Origin of the sequence: Candidatus Sulfotelmatobacter sp., from assembly GCA_035498555.1 — a bacterium.
GTDB lineage: Bacteria > Eisenbacteria > RBG-16-71-46 > RBG-16-71-46 > RBG-16-71-46 > DATKAB01.
In genome coordinates, this window is record DATKAB010000152.1 from 1 (window position 1) to 14666 (window position 14666).

Below are 14666 nucleotides of genomic sequence, written 5' to 3' on the forward strand. Positions count from 1 at the left end.
GCCACGATTCCATTCACCCAGGAGCCCTCCCATGACTCAAGCCACTTCGCAGGCCCGCGATCAGCTGGTCGACGATCTCAAAGCCGTGATCGACGACGCCGAAGAATTGTTGAAGGCTACCGCCGGCGCCGCCGGCGAGAAGATCAGCGCAGTGCGCGCGCGCACCGAAGAGCGACTGCGCACGGCGCGTGAGCGCTTGAAGGGCGCGCAGGACGACGTGATCGGCCGCGCCAAAGACGCCGCCAACGCCACCGACGAGTACGTGCACGAACATCCCTGGACCGCGATCGGCATCGGCGCGGCCGCGGGGCTGGTGGTCGGTCTTCTGATCGCGCGTCGCTGAGCGGCGCGATGGAAGACGAATCGCCGCGCCCGAGTTCCGGAGGCCTGCTCGGCTCGCTCCGCCGTCTGACGATTACTGTGGTCGAGGTGGTCGAGACCCGGCTCGCGCTGATCTCGACCGACATGCACGAGGCGCGCCTTCACTGGGTGCGCATCGCGCTCATGGCGTTCGGGGTGCTGATCTGCCTGCAGGCCGGCCTGCTGCTGGCCGTCGTGTTCGTGGTGTTGCTGCTGGGCCAGAAGCACCAGCTCGCGGCGATCGGCGGCTCGGCGCTGGCGCTGCTGCTCGCGGCCGGCATCGGCGTGCTGTGGCTACGCTCCTGGCTCAAGAGCCGGCCGCCGCTGTTCGCCTCGACGATCGCCGAGCTGCGCAAGGATCGCGACCGGCTGCGAGGCCGCTCGTGAGTCAGAAGCGCGCGCAGATCCTCGAGCGTCGGGCCGAGCTCCAGCGCCGCGCCGAGGCCCAGCGCAACGAGATCGCCGCCATCTTTCAGCCCTGGGAACAGCCGCTCGAGTTCGTAGATCGCGGCGTGAAGCTGATCCGCACCGTCCGGCGCGTGGCCCCGCTGATCGGCCTGGTGTTCGGCTTCACCACCCTGTCGAGCGTGGTCGGGGGCCGGCGCCGGAGCGCGCGCCGCCGGCGCGAGGACTAACTCTCCAGGAACATCGCGTGCAGCGCGCGGGTCGCGTCGGCGACGCGGTCGTTGGCGACGCGGAACACCAGCGCGGTCGGCGAGGTGCGCAGCGCCAGCAGCGGCACGCCGGCTTTCTCCAGCGCCTGTTCGGCGCGCGCCGCGTCGCGCGGCCCCAGCCCCAGCCCGACCACCGACACGAACGCCACATCGTTCTGGAGCGTCAGTTTCCATTCTCCGCCCGGCCCGCGCAGCTCGCGAAACCTGTGCTGCAACGATTCCGCGTCGGCGCGGCTTCCCAGCCACACGATCACGCCATGGGTGTCGCTGGCCTGCTCGTGCGCCAATAGCTCCAGCTCGGGCAGCGCATCGGCCACCGCCTCGACGATGCCGCGGCCTTCGCCCTTGCCGCCTGCGTTTCCTTCGGCGATCGCCAGCGTCAGATCGCCGCGATGCGTCACCGCGTCCACGCGCGGTCCTTCCATTTCGTCCTCCATGATCTCGGTGCCCGGCGACTCGTCGAACGACGAGCGCACCGTGAGCGGCACGCGATGGCGCGCCGCCAGGTCCACACAGCGCGCGTGCAGCACCCGCCCGCCGAGATGAGCGAGCGTCGAGCACGCGCGATAGGAGAGTCGGGGAATCAGTCGCGCCGCGGGCACCACGCGCGGATCGGCGGTGAAGATGCCGGCGACGTCGGTGTAGATCTCGCAGCGGCCCGGGTTCTGCGATTCGTCATCGCCGAGCGCCGCGGCCAGCGCCACCGCGGTGGTGTCGGAGCCGCCGCGGCCGAGCGTGGTGATCTCGCGGGTGTCGGGGTTCACGCCCTGGAAGCCGGCGACGATCACCACCCGGCCGGCGTTGAGCTCGCTGCGGATCCGATCGGGCCGCACGCCGGTGATGCGCGCAGCGCCGTGCGCGCCGTCGGTCAGGAGCCCGCTCTGCGAGCCGGTGAACGAGATCGCCTCCACGCCGAGGTCCTGCAGCGCCATCGCTAGCAGCGCCATCGAGACGCGCTCGCCGGTCGTGAGCAGCATGTCGAGCTCGCGGCGGCTGGGATTCGCCGACACCTGGTGCGCGAGCGCCAGCAGCTCGTCGGTGGCCTGTCCCATCGCCGATACCACCACCACGGTGCGATTGCCGGCCGCCCGCGCCGCGGCCACGCGCTTCGCCACCGCGCGGATGCGCTCGGGGCCGTCGACCGACGTGCCGCCGAATTTTTGAACGAGCAGGGTCATGAGCGAGGGAGTTATACGACGCCGGCCCGCCGCGTGCACAGAACCCGGGAGTGCGGTTGACGCTCCGCGCGGCCGCTGGCTATAGTCCCCCGCGCTCAATTTTGCGGAAGTAGCTCAGCCCGGTAGAGCGCCACCTTGCCAAGGTGGATGTCGGGGGTTCGAATCCCCTCTTCCGCTCCATCTGCGACAGGGGCCGGCCTCCGCCGGCCCCTCGTTTCATTTCGGACGCGCCGCTGGGGCGCGGAGGCTCGCATGTCGGGGAAGATTCGCCGCGACCGGAAGGCTGCCGAGCAGGCGATCGCCGAGCTGATTCGCGCGCTTGGTCTCGACCCCCGGCGCGATCCCGAGCTCAGGGGTTCGCCGCAGCGCGTCGCCGATTTCTACTTCGAGGCGTTCGGCGGACTCGATCCCCGGCTCGCGCCCGAGCTGGTGACCTTTCCGCTTTCGGGGGAGGGCCAGCTCGTCGTGGTGCGCGAGATTCCGTTCCACTCGATCTGCGTCCATCATTTCGCGCCGTTCTTCGGCCGCGCGCTGATCGCCTATCTGCCGAACCAAAAACTGATCGGCGTGAGCGGGATTCCGCGACTGCTCGAGTTCTATTCGCGCCGGCCGCAGGTGCAGGAGCGCCTGGGGCAGCAGATCGCCGACCATCTCGAGCGGCTGCTCGATCCGCGCGGCGTGGCGGTGGCGCTCGAAGCACGGCATCTGTGCATGGAGATGCGCGGAGTGAGGAAGCTCGGGCGTATGGAGACACGCGTCGCCCGCGGTGCGCTGGCCGGCCCCGAGTGGGCGGCGGCGCTGCGAATGGAGTCGCGCGAACCGTGAGCGAGCCCGGCCGCGCGGGTCAGGAGTCGAAGCACGGTCCGGCACATCCGGGGATCACGGTGGTGATGGTGACGCGGAATCGTCCCGCGCTCTTTCTCGACGCGTTCCACAGCGTCGAAGCGCAGACCCTGCGCCCGCTCGAGGTGCGGGTGGGCGACGACGGCGATCCGCCGCTCGCATGGCTGCCCGACGTGAGCCGCCTCGACGTGACACTTTTGCCGGTGGGGGCGCGACGTGCGGCCGCAGCGCGCAACCACGCCGCCGCGCGCGCGCGTGGCGAGATCCTCGCGTTTCTCGACGACGACGACCGCTGGCAGCCCGATCACCTGCTCGGATTGGCGGCGGCGTTCGAGGATCCCGCGGTGATGTTTGCCTGGCGCGATTGCGCGGTGATCCGCGAGACGGTGCAAGAGAACGGCGACCGGGTCGAGCGGGCACGCCTCGAGATCGCGCGCGATTGGGATCCCGAGATGATGCGCACCAACGATTACCTGCCGCCGAGCGCCTGGGCGGTTCGGCGTTCGTTGTTCCAGGCGCTGGACGGATTCGACGAATCATTCGAGTTCTCGGAAGACTGGGACTTCGTGCTGCGCGCGGCGAAGCAAGCCGTTCCCAGGCGGGTCCCGGGAGTCACGGTCGAGGTGCGCCTGCGCGAATCGGGCAACGCCTCCGCCGACTTCGGTCGGGAGCGGATCGCCTGCCTCGAGAAGCTGTCGGCGCGCCATGGGCTGCCGAGGCTCGTCCCGCGCACCTTCTGGGAAGTGGCGCAGCTCGCAGCCGCCGGCTGGTGAGGCCCGATCTGGTGGTGGTGGGGGCCGGCCCGGCCGGGGTGATGGCCGCGCTGCTCGCCCGGTGGCAGGGACTCTCGGTGACGCTGATCGAGGCGAGTGCCTCGCCGGGCGGCCAGCTGCACCGAGTGTACGGCGCTCTCACCGGCGTCCCCGGCTACAGTGGCGCCGGGGCAGGCCTCGCGGTACTGCTCGCGCGCCAGCTCGAGGAAGGCGGCATCGAGTGGCGCGGCGGCTGCGAAGCGAGCGCGCTCGAGAGTGCCGGCGAGGGTGTTCGGGTGGCGCAGGCGAGCGGCGGCGGAGTCGTGGCGCGCGCCGCGTTGATCGCGACCGGTCTGCGAAATCGGACGCTCGGCGTTCCGGGAGAGCGCGAACTCGCCGGCCGGGGCGTCTCGACCTCGGGGACGCGTGATCGCGAGCGCGTGACCGGGAGGCGCGTCGTGGTGGTCGGGGGCGGCGACGCCGCCTTCGAGAATGCGCTGATTCTGGCCGCGACCGGCTGCGCGGTCACGCTGATCTCGCGCGGTGTGCCGCGGGCACGGCCACGATTCCGGCAACGGGTCGCGGCCGAGCCGCGGATCGAGCGTCTGGAAGGCGGGCGGGTGACCGCGATCCTGGGCACCGCCGCGGTCGAGGGTGTGCGGGTCGCGGGCGCGAGCGGCGAACGCGTGCTTCCCGCCGAGGCGGTGTTCGTCAAGATCGGGCAGCTCCCCAACACCGAGTGGTGCCGTAACGCCGTGGCCTGTGACGCCGACGGATACCTGTGCGTGGATGGAAATGGCGCCACCTCGCAGGCAGCGGTCTGGGCCGCGGGAGATGTCACGCGGCCGCCGGTTCCGACCGTGGCGGCCGCTTCGGCGGGGGCGACCTACGCGGTGACGGCTATTCGTAAGGCGTTGCAGGGCTAGGACTCAGCGCGGTGTCCCGCCGGCGGGCCGAGACGGGGCGGCGAGCCGACTTGGAGCAGCGGGGCTCGCCGTGCTTGAATCCCCCGGTTCCCCTCCCTTGACGGTTCCGCGGCGCGGATGAAATCCCCGCGGAATCCCGCTTCCCCGGAGTCCACTGAATGGCTTCGACCTCGAGACTCATTCCATGAGCCGCCGCGTCGTGATCACCGGCCTCGGCGTCTGCGCTCCCAACGGGATCGGTGTGCCCCGGTTCTGGGACGCTCTGATCCATGGCCGCTCGGGCATCGGCCCGATCCGGGCCTTCGACGCCTCGGGGTTGCGCTCGCGGATCGCGGGCGAGGTCATGGGCCTATCACCCAACGGCGGCATCTCATCGAGGACCCTGAAGCGCACCGCGCGCTTCACTCACCTCGCACTGGTGGCCGCCCAGGAGGCGGTGGCCTCGGCTCGGCTGCCCGAGGGCGAATCGCGCGAGGAGACCGCGGTGGTGGTGGGTTCGGGAATCGGCGGTTTCGACACCCTCGAGCGCGAGCACGAGGTGTTCCTGAATCGCGGCCCCGGCCGGTTCGCGCCTCAAACCGTGCCGATGATCATTCCCGACATGGCGGCCGGCGCGATCGCCATCGAGACCGGGTGCCGCGGACCCAACTTGTGCCTCAGCACCGCGTGCGCGAGCGGCGCGCACGCGCTCGGCACCGCGCTCGATCTCATCCGGCAGGGGCGCTGCGACGTGGCGCTGGCGGGTGCCGCCGAGTGCACGATCTCGCCGTTCGCGGTGGACGGCTACTGCCAGCTGCGCGCGCTCTCGACCCGGAACGACGATCCGCAGGGCGCCTCACGCCCGTTCAGTCGGGATCGGGACGGTTTCGTCATCGCCGAGGGCGCGGGGGTGCTGGTGCTCGAGAGCGAGGAGCACGCGCGGGCGCGGGGCATCGAGCCGCTCGCCGAGCTGGCGGGCTACGGTCTGAGCGGCGACGGCTACCACACCACCGCGCCCGATCCCGACGGCAAGGGCGCGGTGAGGGCGATGCGCGCGGCGCTCGCCGACGCGAAGGTGTCGCCCGCCGACGTGCAGCTCGTGAACGCTCACGGCACCTCGACGCCGCTCAACGACGTCGCCGAAACGCAGGCGTTGAAGCAGGTGTTCGGCGAGCATGCCCGACGGCTGATGGTGCCGGCCACCAAGTCCATGACCGGTCATTCGCTGGGCGCGGCTGGCGCGATCGAGGCGGTGGCCACGGTGCTGACGCTCCAGCACGGCGTGGTGCACCCGACCATCAACCTGAACGAGCCCGATCCCGAGTGCGATCTCGACTACGTGCCGCTGGAAGCGCGCGAGGCCCGGCTCGAGGTGGCGATGTCCAATTCGTTCGCGTTCGGCGGACACAACGGAGTGCTGGTCTTTCGGTCGATCCGCTAGGCGCCTTCCGCCCGCGACTCTCACTCAGCGGGGAGGATTCACACCCTCGGGCTGATTCGTCCCGCCGTGGCCCGAGGTCGCGACCGCCGGCCGGTATTCAAGTTCGTTCGCCCCGCTCGAATCCATCTGAGCCCGCGCCACCACCCGGTGCGCGGGGCGCGGGCGGATCGCGTGGCTCGAGGTGGCGGCGCGCGGCGGCCCGGCCGGCGATGGGTCCGCCTGCTCGGCGCGGGAGAGATACGACTCGATGTCGGCGAGTCGCGGATGTCCGGGAGCGAGGCGCTGCAGCTCGCGCCGCGCGCGCCGCACGTCGTCCACGCGATCGAGCCACGAGGCCGAGGCCGCCAGCCCCAGCCAGGCGTTGGTGAGGTTGGAGTCGAGCGCCGCGGCGCGCGAGTAGAGCTCGACGGCGCGCGCCTGATCGCCACGCAGCGCCTCGGCCATGCCCCACTCGACGATGGTGCGTGGATTGGGCGCCAGCGTCGCGGCGCGCGCGTAGGCGTCCTCGGCCCCGGCCCAGTCCGCCGCCTTTGCCCGATGTTGCGCGAGGAAGCTCCACGCGCTCGCGGCACCCACCGGCTCGGGCTCGGGCGGGCCGGCGAGCCACGACTCGATGCGCGCGCCGGCGAGCCTGGGGTGATTCCAGAGCGCGAGCCAGCCGACAGTGGTGGCGATCGCGGTGGTCGCCAGAGCGGTTGCGAGCGCCGCACGCCGCGGGGCGCGCAGCGCCTCGCCGGCAAGCCATGCGGTCGCGAAGGTGGCAACGGCGCCGGCGGCCGCGAACACGTCCCAGTCGCGGAACCAGCCCTGGCGCGGGTGGACGAGCAGCAGCAGCGCGAGCTGCGGTACCAACGCCGCGCTCAGCATCCACCATTCGCCGCGGCGATCGCGATCGTCGGGCAGCGAAGGCGCCAGCGCCAGAGCCAGCGGGGCGAGCGGTGCCACCACCAGCAAGACATTCAACCGATCGAGCCAGGATGCGAGACGAGCGAGCCCGGCGAGCCCGCCGCCGGTCGCCGCGCCGAGATGCTGCGTGTCGACGGTGCGAAACGCCGCGAGCATGTCGGGAAGCGTGAATGCGAGCGTGATCGGTGGAAGCGCGAGCGCGAGCCAGAACGCGACGCCCGGAGCCTGGCCGCGGGTTCCCGCGGATCTCCACTCCCGGGCGCAGGCCAGCATCCACACCGGCAGGAGCGCGAGCCCCGAACGGTGGAGCGACAGCGCCGCGCAGGTCGCAAGCGCGAGCGGCAACAGGCCGCGGCCGCCGCGCGCCACGCTCAACGCGAGCGCCAGCACCGCCGCCGCGAGCAGCGCTTCGGCGCCGAGCGGCTTGGCGTAGCCGGTGCACAGCGCGAGCAGCGGCTGAAACGTGGCGATCGCCGCCACCGCCAGCGTCGCTCCCGATCCGAGCTTCAGCGACCGCGCGAACGCCCAGCCGATCACACCCAGCGCCGCGGCTTCGAGCGCGCCCAGCAGTCGAGCCGCGAGATAGGGATCGAGCCCGGCGCGGGCAACCAGCAGGCGCGGCAGATCGATGAACAGCGCCCGATCCGCCGGCATCGCCTGCGAGACGATGGTGCGGGGATCGACGGCCGAGGCGATCAGGCCCTTGCGCAGCAGCAGATCGCCCGTGAAGTTCGCGCGGTCGGGAAGCAGGGTGCACAGCGCGGCCGCGGCGATCGCCATCAACGCCGCGCCGCCGATCGCCCAGGGGAGCTGCGACCTCGGGCCCGCTCCGTCATCCACGCGCGCGGGAGACGCGGGCGAGAGTTTGCCGGCGACTGCACTCGCCGCTTCGATCATCGCGGCCACCACCGCCAGACCCCACAGACTCGCCGCCACGACCGCGATCGAGGCGGGCAGGAATTCGCCGATCTCGACGCCCCACAGCCACATGCCGGGGGTGATGCTGGTGATCGCATACGCCGCCAGCAGGGCTGCGAGCATCAGCACCACGGGAATCGCGGATGGAGCCGAGGCGCTCGATGCCATGCCCGCCGGGCGCGGGGTTCGGCCGCGTCCGCGCGTGGGTGAGGGCAGGCGATTGGCATCGCGCGCTCGTCGCTGGGACGGCATGGGGGAACGATCTCCAGGCAGCCGAGAGTCTGCGGCCTCGCGGCGCACGCGCGCACGGATCGCGTGTGGAAGACAAAGCTACGCGAGCGTGTGCGAGGCCTTGTACGGTTTGTGTCTCGGATGCGGGATCGGCGCGCAGAGTTTGCGCGACACTGACAGATGCTGCGGAATTGTGGTGAGCGCGGGACGAAGCAGACACGAACGCGGCGCCTCGTGTTGTTCGAAGCGCCGCGGATCTGTGACAGAAATGTGGCGAAGAGACTTGCGCCAGACGCGGGTCAGTGGGCGGGGACGAACTGCAGCGCGGACGAATTCATGCAGTACCGCAGTCCGGTCGGCGCCGGCCCGTCGTCGAAAACGTGTCCCAGATGCCCTCCGCAGCGGGCGCATTCGACCTCGATCCGCTCCATTCCCAGGCTGTGATCCTCGAGCTCGATCACGTGCGACTTCGCGATGGGGGCCCAGAAGCTCGGCCAGCCGGTGCCGGACTCGAACTTCTGCTCGGTGCTGAACAATTCGAGCCCGCAGCCGGCGCACACGAACACTCCCTTGCCCTTCACGTGCAGCAGCTCGCCGGTGAAGGCGCGATCGGTCCCCTTCTCGCGCAGCACGTAGTACTGCTGAGCGGTGAGCTTCTTCTTCCATTCGGCATCCGTCAGCGTCACCTTCTTCACCTTGTCTCCGGCGGGGACCTGGTAGGGCGCGTCGCCGCCGGCCAGCGCCAGCCACGGCCGGCCGGCCAGGGCAAGCAGGCCCAGCACCAGAGTCGCCAGAGTCCAAAGCGCTCGCGTATGCATCCGAGTCCTCCTCGTCCTTCGATTCGGGGCTTCGATTCGCTCGCAATCATCATACGAAGCGATGGCGCTCGCGGGACATCGCCGGCTCCCGGCGGGCGTTCTCACTTCGTCAATTCCGGCTCAACACCGCCCAGGCTTCGGGCAGGAGCACCTGCAGCCAGCGCCGGTACATCACTGCAGAGGGGTGGAGCCCGTCCGAGGCCACCAGCGCGCTGTCGGCAGCGGCCTCGCGCGAGATGCCGGTCACGTCCACCCAGCGGGAGCCGGCGCGCGCGGCCTCCTCTTGATTGATCCCGTTGAAGATGTCGATCGCCGCGGCGATCGCGTTCCGGTCGCGGTCCGCGGCGAATGGCGTCACGCCCCAGTCCGGGATCGAGATCACGATCACCCGCTCCGGATCGCCGCCGGCGAAGTCGCGCGCGCGGCCGAGCAGGGAGCGGAGCTGCTTGCGGTATTGCTCGATCGGCAGCCCTCGATACTGGTTGTTGACGCCGATCAGCAGCGTGACCAGATCGTAGCGGGGACGCAGTCGGGCCTCGGCGATGCCCGCCGCCAGCTCGTCCGTGGTCCAGCCGGTTTTCGCCACCAGATCGGGCTCGGCGGCATTGATGCCGCTCGCGCGCAGCCGACGGGCGAGCTGCGCCGGCCAGCGATCCTCCGGAGCGACGGCCTCACCGATCGTGTAGGAGTCGCCGAGTGCGAGGATGTGCAGAGCTCCTCCTCTGGAGGGCGCGACCGTGTCGCGCTCGGCGCCGGGCACGGGCTTCGGCGGGAACGAGGCGGCGCTGAGCGCCACCAGCACCATCAGCAGGTTCGGCACTGGAACGGACACTTCCACGACGTTACGAATCGCAATCGGATCCCGCAACCCGCAGCGTTCGGCCGGGCCAAGGCGGCGTTGGTCCGGCACGGCTGGAGAGCGACCCGGGCGCCTGTTAGCATGCGGTCATGCGTTCCGCCCCCACTCTGGCCGCGGCCGGCTTGGCGCTGGCGACGCTGCTCGTACACGCCCCGGCTCGCGCCACCTCGACCTCGCTCGCGCTCCCCTTCATCGACGACGACTACCCGCGCGCGGTGGCGCTGGCCAAACAGCGAAGACTCCCGATCTTCGTCGAATCCTGGGCGCCGTGGTGACACACGTGCCGCTCGATGCGGGCCTACGTCCTCACCGACCGCTCGCTCTCGCGGCACGCCGGACAGTTTGTCTGGCTCGCCATCAACGGTGAAAAGGCGACCAACGCCGCCTTCCTCCGCAAGTACAGGATCCCCGGGTACCCGACCTACTTCATCGTGGATGGCATCCACGAGCGCGCCCTCACGCAGTGGGTGGGCGGCGCCACCGTCGCCCAGCTCCACACGCTGTTCGACGAGCAGAGCGCGGCCTGGTCGCGCCGCATGAGCGGCACGGCGTTCGCGAATCGCGCCGACGCCGAGCTGGCGCGCGCCGATTCGCTGTATGGCGCGAGCGAGTACGGCGCCGCGGCGGCGGCGTACGGCGCGGCGCTCGCTGCCGCGCCGGCGACGTGGCCGCAACGCGCGCGCGCAGTGGATGCGCGGCTGTTCGCGCTGTCCGAGGCCGACAGCGCCGAGGCCTGCGTCGAGCTGGCGCTCGCGCAGTTGCCCTCCGAGCGCCACACCAGCTGGTCCGCCAACATCGCCGGCAACGGGCTGGGCTGTGCGCTCCAGCTCCCCAGGGACGACCTGCGGCGCGCCAAATGGATCCGCGATCTGGAGTCGGCGGCGCACTCGATCCTCGCCGACACCACCATCATGCTCTCGGGTGACGACCGCTCGGGGCTCTACATCTCGCTGCTCGACGCGCGTGACGACGCCGACGACTCGCTCGGCCATCTCGCGGTGGCGCAGCAATGGTCGGCGTTCCTCGACGGCGAGGCGGCGAAGGCGAAGACACCCACGGCGCGCATGGTGTACGACCCGCATCGCCTGAGCGCCTACATCGAGATCGGGCATCCCGAGCGCGCGATTCCGATGCTCGAGCAGTCCGAGCGCGACTTTCCCGACGACTACAATCCTCCCGCGCGGCTCGCCATCGCCTACCGGGAAATGAAGGAGTGGGACAAGGGCCTCGAAGCCTCGGATCGGGCCATGGCCCTGGCCTATGGTCCGCGCAAGCTCACTTTCTATCAGACTCGCGCCGACCTCTACGCCGGCAAGGGCGATCTTTCCGGCGCGCGCAAGACGCTCGAGGACGCGATTGCCTTCGCCGAGGCGCTCCCCGATGGCCAGCGCTCTCCGCGCACCATTGCCTCGCTCCAGAAGAGGCTCGACGGCCTGAAGTAGCGTGGGCGTCGTCCTTCCGACCTGCGGAGTATCCCCACGGATGCACCTCGGTCGTCGCTCCCTGATGCCTGGCAGTCGGGCGTTTCTGGTCCAGCCCCGTCCTTGGTGGCATCATCCCCGGCCATGGGACGCTTCGTGTTCCGTGAGGACATCGCGATCGCCGATTGCGCCGTGGAGGTGTGGGGCGATTCGCTTGGCGATCTGCTCGCGACCGCCGCGCGCGCGGTGGCCGAGTTGATGGCCGATCCCGAATCGATCGTCGAGCACGAGAGCCGTCCGGTGATGCTGACCGCCGAGAGCGAAGAGCTGCTGCTGTTCGACTGGCTGTCGGAAATCCTGCTGATCAAGGATCGCGATCGACTCATCTGTCCCCGTGCCGAAGTGCGGGTGAGCGACGTGAAGCCCCTCCGGCTCACCGCCACGCTCTTCGGCGACGTGGTGGATCCCGAGCGCACGCGCCGGAACCTCGATGTGAAGGGAATCACCATGCACGAGCTCCGTGTCGCCCGCGAGGGCAAGGAGTGGCATGGCCAGTTCGTCGTCGATCTCTAGCGCGCACGGCTTCGCCGTCCAGCGCGTGGCGCCCTGCATCTGGGAAATCCCGGCGTCCGCGAAAGCGGGGATGCAGGTGCCGGCGCGCATCTACGCGTCCGAGGCGCTGTTCGAGAAGCTCGACCGCGGCGTGTTCGAGCAGGTCACCAACGTCGCCTGCCTCCCCGGCATCGTCGGCGCCGCCCTGTGCATGCCCGATGGCCACTGGGGCTACGGCTTCCCGATCGGCGGCGTCGCGGCGTTTCGCTCCGACACCGGCGTGATCTCGCCGGGTGGGATCGGCTTCGACATCAATTGCGGCATGCGCCTGCTACGCACTTCGCTCGACGAGAGCGACGTGAGGCCGAAGCTGCGCGAGCTGGTGGAAGCGCTGTTCCGCGCGGTGCCCACCGGCGTGGGCGTCCACGGGTTCGTGCCGCTCGACGCGAAGCGCATGCGCCGCGTGATGCTGGAGGGCGCCGGCTGGTGCGTGAAGGAGGGCCTGGGCTGGAACGAGGATCTCGAGCGCACCGAAGGGCGCGGTTGTCTGCCCGGGGCCGACCCCGAGAACGTGAGCGCGCACGCGATCGAGCGCGGGCGCGACCAGCTCGGGACACTCGGCTCCGGCAACCACTATCTCGAGATTCAGGTGGTGGCGAAGGGCGGCATTCACGATCCGCTGGCGGCGCGGGCCTTCGGCATCGAGCGCGAGGGGCAGGTGTGCGTGATGCTCCACTGCGGCTCGCGCGGCTTTGGCCATCAGATCGCGACCGACTACCTGCGCGTGTTCGATTCGGCGATGAAGAAATACGGGCTCGCGGTGCGCGACCGAGAACTGGCCTGCGCGCCGTTCCGCTCCGAGGAGGGCCAACGGTATTTCGGCGCCATGCTGTGCGCCGCCAACTTCGCGTTCGCCAATCGCCAGGCGATCGCGCATCGCGTGCGCGAAGTGTTCGCGAGAGTGTTCGAGCAGCCCGCCGAGCGCCTCGGGCTCCATCAGGTCTATGACGTCTGCCACAACATCGCCAAGCTCGAGCGCCACGTGGTGAACGGCGTCGCGATGGAGCTGCTCGTGCACCGCAAGGGCGCCACCCGCGCCTTCGGCCCGGGCGAAGCGGATGTGCCCTCGTGCTACCGTGACGTCGGCCAGCCGGTGATCATCGGCGGCTCGATGGAGACCGGATCGGCGCTGCTGGTCGGGACCGGCAAGTCGATGGATCTGAGCTTCGGCTCGACCGCGCACGGCGCGGGCCGGGTGATGTCGCGTGGCGCGGCCAAGCGGGCGGTGCGCGGCGAGAAACTGCTCGGCGATCTGGCCGAACGCGGCATCGTGGTGCGCGCGGCGTCGATGTCGGGAGTGGCCGAGGAGGCCGGCCTGGCCTACAAGGACCTGGGCTCGGTGGTGGATGTGCTCGACGAGGTCGGCATCTCGAAGCGCGTGGTATCGCTCCGGCCGATCGGCAACATCAAGGGGTGACGGACGGGGTCATCCCCACACTCCGCGCCCGCACGAAAAGATTGGGACGCCGCCCGCGCAGCGTGTAGGCTCGCGCCCTTCGCCTGCGATCGCGCAGGCCGGGCCCCGCGGCGCGAAAGTGCCGGCCACCGACCACCGAGACCCCATTTCCCATGGCAACCACCGCTGCCGAGGCGATCGCCCTTCCGCGCTCCCAGGCCACCTGGCTCGGACACCCGCGCGGGCTGTTCGTGCTGTTCATGACCGAGATGTGGGAGCGCATGAGCTATTACGGCATGCGCTCGCTGCTGGTGCTCTACATGGTGGAGTACCTGTTCATCAAGCCCGACGTGGGGCAGAAGGTGCTCGGCTTCACGGCGCTGAAGGGCGCGCTGGAGGCGGCGTTCGGCCCGATGGCGAATCAGGCGCTGTCCTCGCAGATCTACGGCCTCTACACCGGTTTCGTCTACTTCACGCCGTTCTTCGGAGGGTTGCTTGCCGACCGGTTGCTGGGGAGACGGAAGGCGGTGATCGTCGGCGGCACGCTGATGGCGATCGGGCATTTCCTGATGGCGGTGGAAGGCCTGTTCCTTCCGGCACTGCTGTTCCTGATCCTCGGCAACGGCGCCTTCAAGCCCAACATCTCGACCCAGGTCGGCGGGCTCTATCCGCCCGGTGACTCGCGCCGCGACAGCGCGTTCTCGATCTTCTACGTCGGCATCAACGTCGGCGCGTTTCTGGCGCCGCTGATCTGCGGCACGCTCGGGCAAAAGGTCGGCTGGCACTGGGGCTTCGCCGCCGCGGGCGTCGGGATGGTGCTCGGCCTCATCAATTACGTGCTCAACCAGGACAAGCTGCCGCAGGAGCCGCCTCCGACCGCATCGAAGACCGCACCGATCGCCGGCACCGTCGCGTTCATCCTCGGCATTCCGATCGGGATCATGGGTTTGCTGTGGCTCCTCACACTCCCCAAGGCGATCTCGCTGGTGCTGGCCGTCGTGGTGCTGGCCACGATCGTCACATGGATCGCCCGCCTCCATGGCGACGAGCGCCCACGCGTGATCGCGATCTGTGTCTCGTGCTTCATCGTCGCCGCGTTCTGGGCGGTGTACGAGCAGCAGGGCAACACGCTGCAGCTGTGGGCCGACCAGAACACCCGCTGGCCCACGATCCTCGGCTTCACGATCCCCTCGACGTGGTATCAGGCCTTCAATCCGTTCATGATCTGGTTCATCACGCCTTTGCTGACGACCCTGTGGGCGTGGCAGGCGCAGCGCAAGCAGGAGCCCTCGAGCCTCACCAAGATGGCGATCGGCTGCGTGCTGCTCGGGCTCGGCTTCGTGGTGATGATC

General features: G+C 70.1%; 16 protein-coding genes and 1 tRNA gene. 13 read left to right on the forward strand and 4 right to left on the reverse strand.

All coding sequences use genetic code 11. The annotated features are described in order from the left end of the window. Positions 1–31 precede the first annotated feature (31 nt). Genes VMJ70_12550 through VMJ70_12560 form a run of 3 tightly spaced genes read left to right on the forward strand, consistent with a single transcriptional unit; the run spans position 32 to position 995 of the window. A complete protein-coding gene (locus tag VMJ70_12550) occupies positions 32–343 on the forward strand; it encodes a YqjD family protein (GenBank protein HTO91954.1) in 312 nt (103 codons plus the stop codon). Between the two features lie 8 nt (positions 344–351). Then, on the forward strand, positions 352–747 hold the full coding sequence (locus VMJ70_12555; GenBank protein ID HTO91955.1) for a phage holin family protein: 396 nt from the start codon (positions 352–354) through the stop codon (positions 745–747). Beyond that, positions 744–995, forward strand: coding sequence for a YqjK family protein (locus VMJ70_12560; GenBank protein ID HTO91956.1), 252 nt, complete (start codon positions 744–746; stop codon positions 993–995). Before VMJ70_12555 ends, VMJ70_12560 begins: the two co-directional genes overlap by 4 nt. Here the strand turns inward: VMJ70_12560 and VMJ70_12565 are convergent. Beyond that, positions 992–2212, reverse strand: coding sequence for an aspartate kinase (locus VMJ70_12565; GenBank protein ID HTO91957.1), 1221 nt, complete (start codon positions 2210–2212; stop codon positions 992–994). The genes VMJ70_12560 and VMJ70_12565 overlap by 4 nt on opposite strands. A 103-nt stretch (positions 2213–2315) precedes the next feature. Here VMJ70_12565 and VMJ70_12570 point away from each other — a divergent pair. The 5 genes from VMJ70_12570 to fabF all read left to right on the forward strand — a co-directional run bounded on the left by VMJ70_12570 (position 2316) and on the right by fabF (position 6153). Further along, positions 2316–2392: transfer RNA gene (locus VMJ70_12570), tRNA-Gly, on the forward strand. Between the two features lie 72 nt (positions 2393–2464). Next, entirely contained in the window at positions 2465–3037 is a 573-nt protein-coding gene (folE, locus tag VMJ70_12575; protein HTO91958.1) for a GTP cyclohydrolase I, read from the forward strand. Further along, the gene (locus VMJ70_12580) at positions 3034–3828 is read left to right on the forward strand and encodes a glycosyltransferase family 2 protein (GenBank protein HTO91959.1); all 795 of its coding nucleotides are present in this window, start codon (positions 3034–3036) and stop codon (positions 3826–3828) included. Before folE ends, VMJ70_12580 begins: the two co-directional genes overlap by 4 nt. Continuing rightward, positions 3825–4733, forward strand: a complete 909-nt coding sequence (locus VMJ70_12585) for an NAD(P)/FAD-dependent oxidoreductase (protein ID HTO91960.1) — start codon at positions 3825–3827, stop codon at positions 4731–4733. The genes VMJ70_12580 and VMJ70_12585 overlap by 4 nt, the downstream gene beginning before the upstream one ends. Before the next feature lie 184 nt (positions 4734–4917). Continuing rightward, positions 4918–6153, forward strand: a complete 1236-nt coding sequence (gene fabF / locus VMJ70_12590) for a beta-ketoacyl-ACP synthase II (GenBank protein ID HTO91961.1) — start codon at positions 4918–4920, stop codon at positions 6151–6153. A gap of 24 nt (positions 6154–6177) precedes the next feature. Here fabF and VMJ70_12595 read toward each other — a convergent pair whose 3' ends face one another. From VMJ70_12595 to VMJ70_12605, 3 genes are all read right to left on the reverse strand, one after another. After that, complete coding sequence (locus VMJ70_12595; GenBank protein ID HTO91962.1) at positions 6178–8145, reverse strand: hypothetical protein; 1968 nt, start codon at positions 8143–8145, stop codon at positions 6178–6180. Between the two features lie 362 nt (positions 8146–8507). Continuing rightward, on the reverse strand, positions 8508–9026 hold the full coding sequence (gene msrB / locus VMJ70_12600) for a peptide-methionine (R)-S-oxide reductase MsrB (protein ID HTO91963.1): 519 nt from the start codon (positions 9024–9026) through the stop codon (positions 8508–8510). Positions 9027–9135: 109 nt separating this feature from the next. Beyond that, positions 9136–9864 (reverse strand): SGNH/GDSL hydrolase family protein, encoded by a 729-nt coding sequence (locus VMJ70_12605; protein ID HTO91964.1) that lies wholly within the window; start codon positions 9862–9864, stop codon positions 9136–9138. Between the two features lie 110 nt (positions 9865–9974). Here VMJ70_12605 and VMJ70_12610 point away from each other — a divergent pair, with 110 nt between their 5' ends. From VMJ70_12610 to VMJ70_12630, 5 genes are all read left to right on the forward strand, one after another. Next, a complete protein-coding gene (locus tag VMJ70_12610; protein HTO91965.1) occupies positions 9975–10160 on the forward strand; it encodes a hypothetical protein in 186 nt (61 codons plus the stop codon). Positions 10161–10175: 15 nt separating this feature from the next. Then, positions 10176–11327, forward strand: a complete 1152-nt coding sequence (locus VMJ70_12615) for a hypothetical protein (GenBank protein HTO91966.1) — start codon at positions 10176–10178, stop codon at positions 11325–11327. 123 nt (positions 11328–11450) lie between these two features. Beyond that, positions 11451–11879 (forward strand): archease, encoded by a 429-nt coding sequence (locus VMJ70_12620; GenBank protein ID HTO91967.1) that lies wholly within the window; start codon positions 11451–11453, stop codon positions 11877–11879. Then, the gene (locus VMJ70_12625; GenBank protein HTO91968.1) at positions 11854–13335 is read left to right on the forward strand and encodes an RtcB family protein; all 1482 of its coding nucleotides are present in this window, start codon (positions 11854–11856) and stop codon (positions 13333–13335) included. The genes VMJ70_12620 and VMJ70_12625 overlap by 26 nt, the downstream gene beginning before the upstream one ends. Positions 13336–13487: 152 nt before the next feature. Continuing rightward, positions 13488–14666 (forward strand): peptide MFS transporter (locus VMJ70_12630; protein HTO91969.1); only part of this gene is annotated, 1179 nt, incomplete at its 3' end.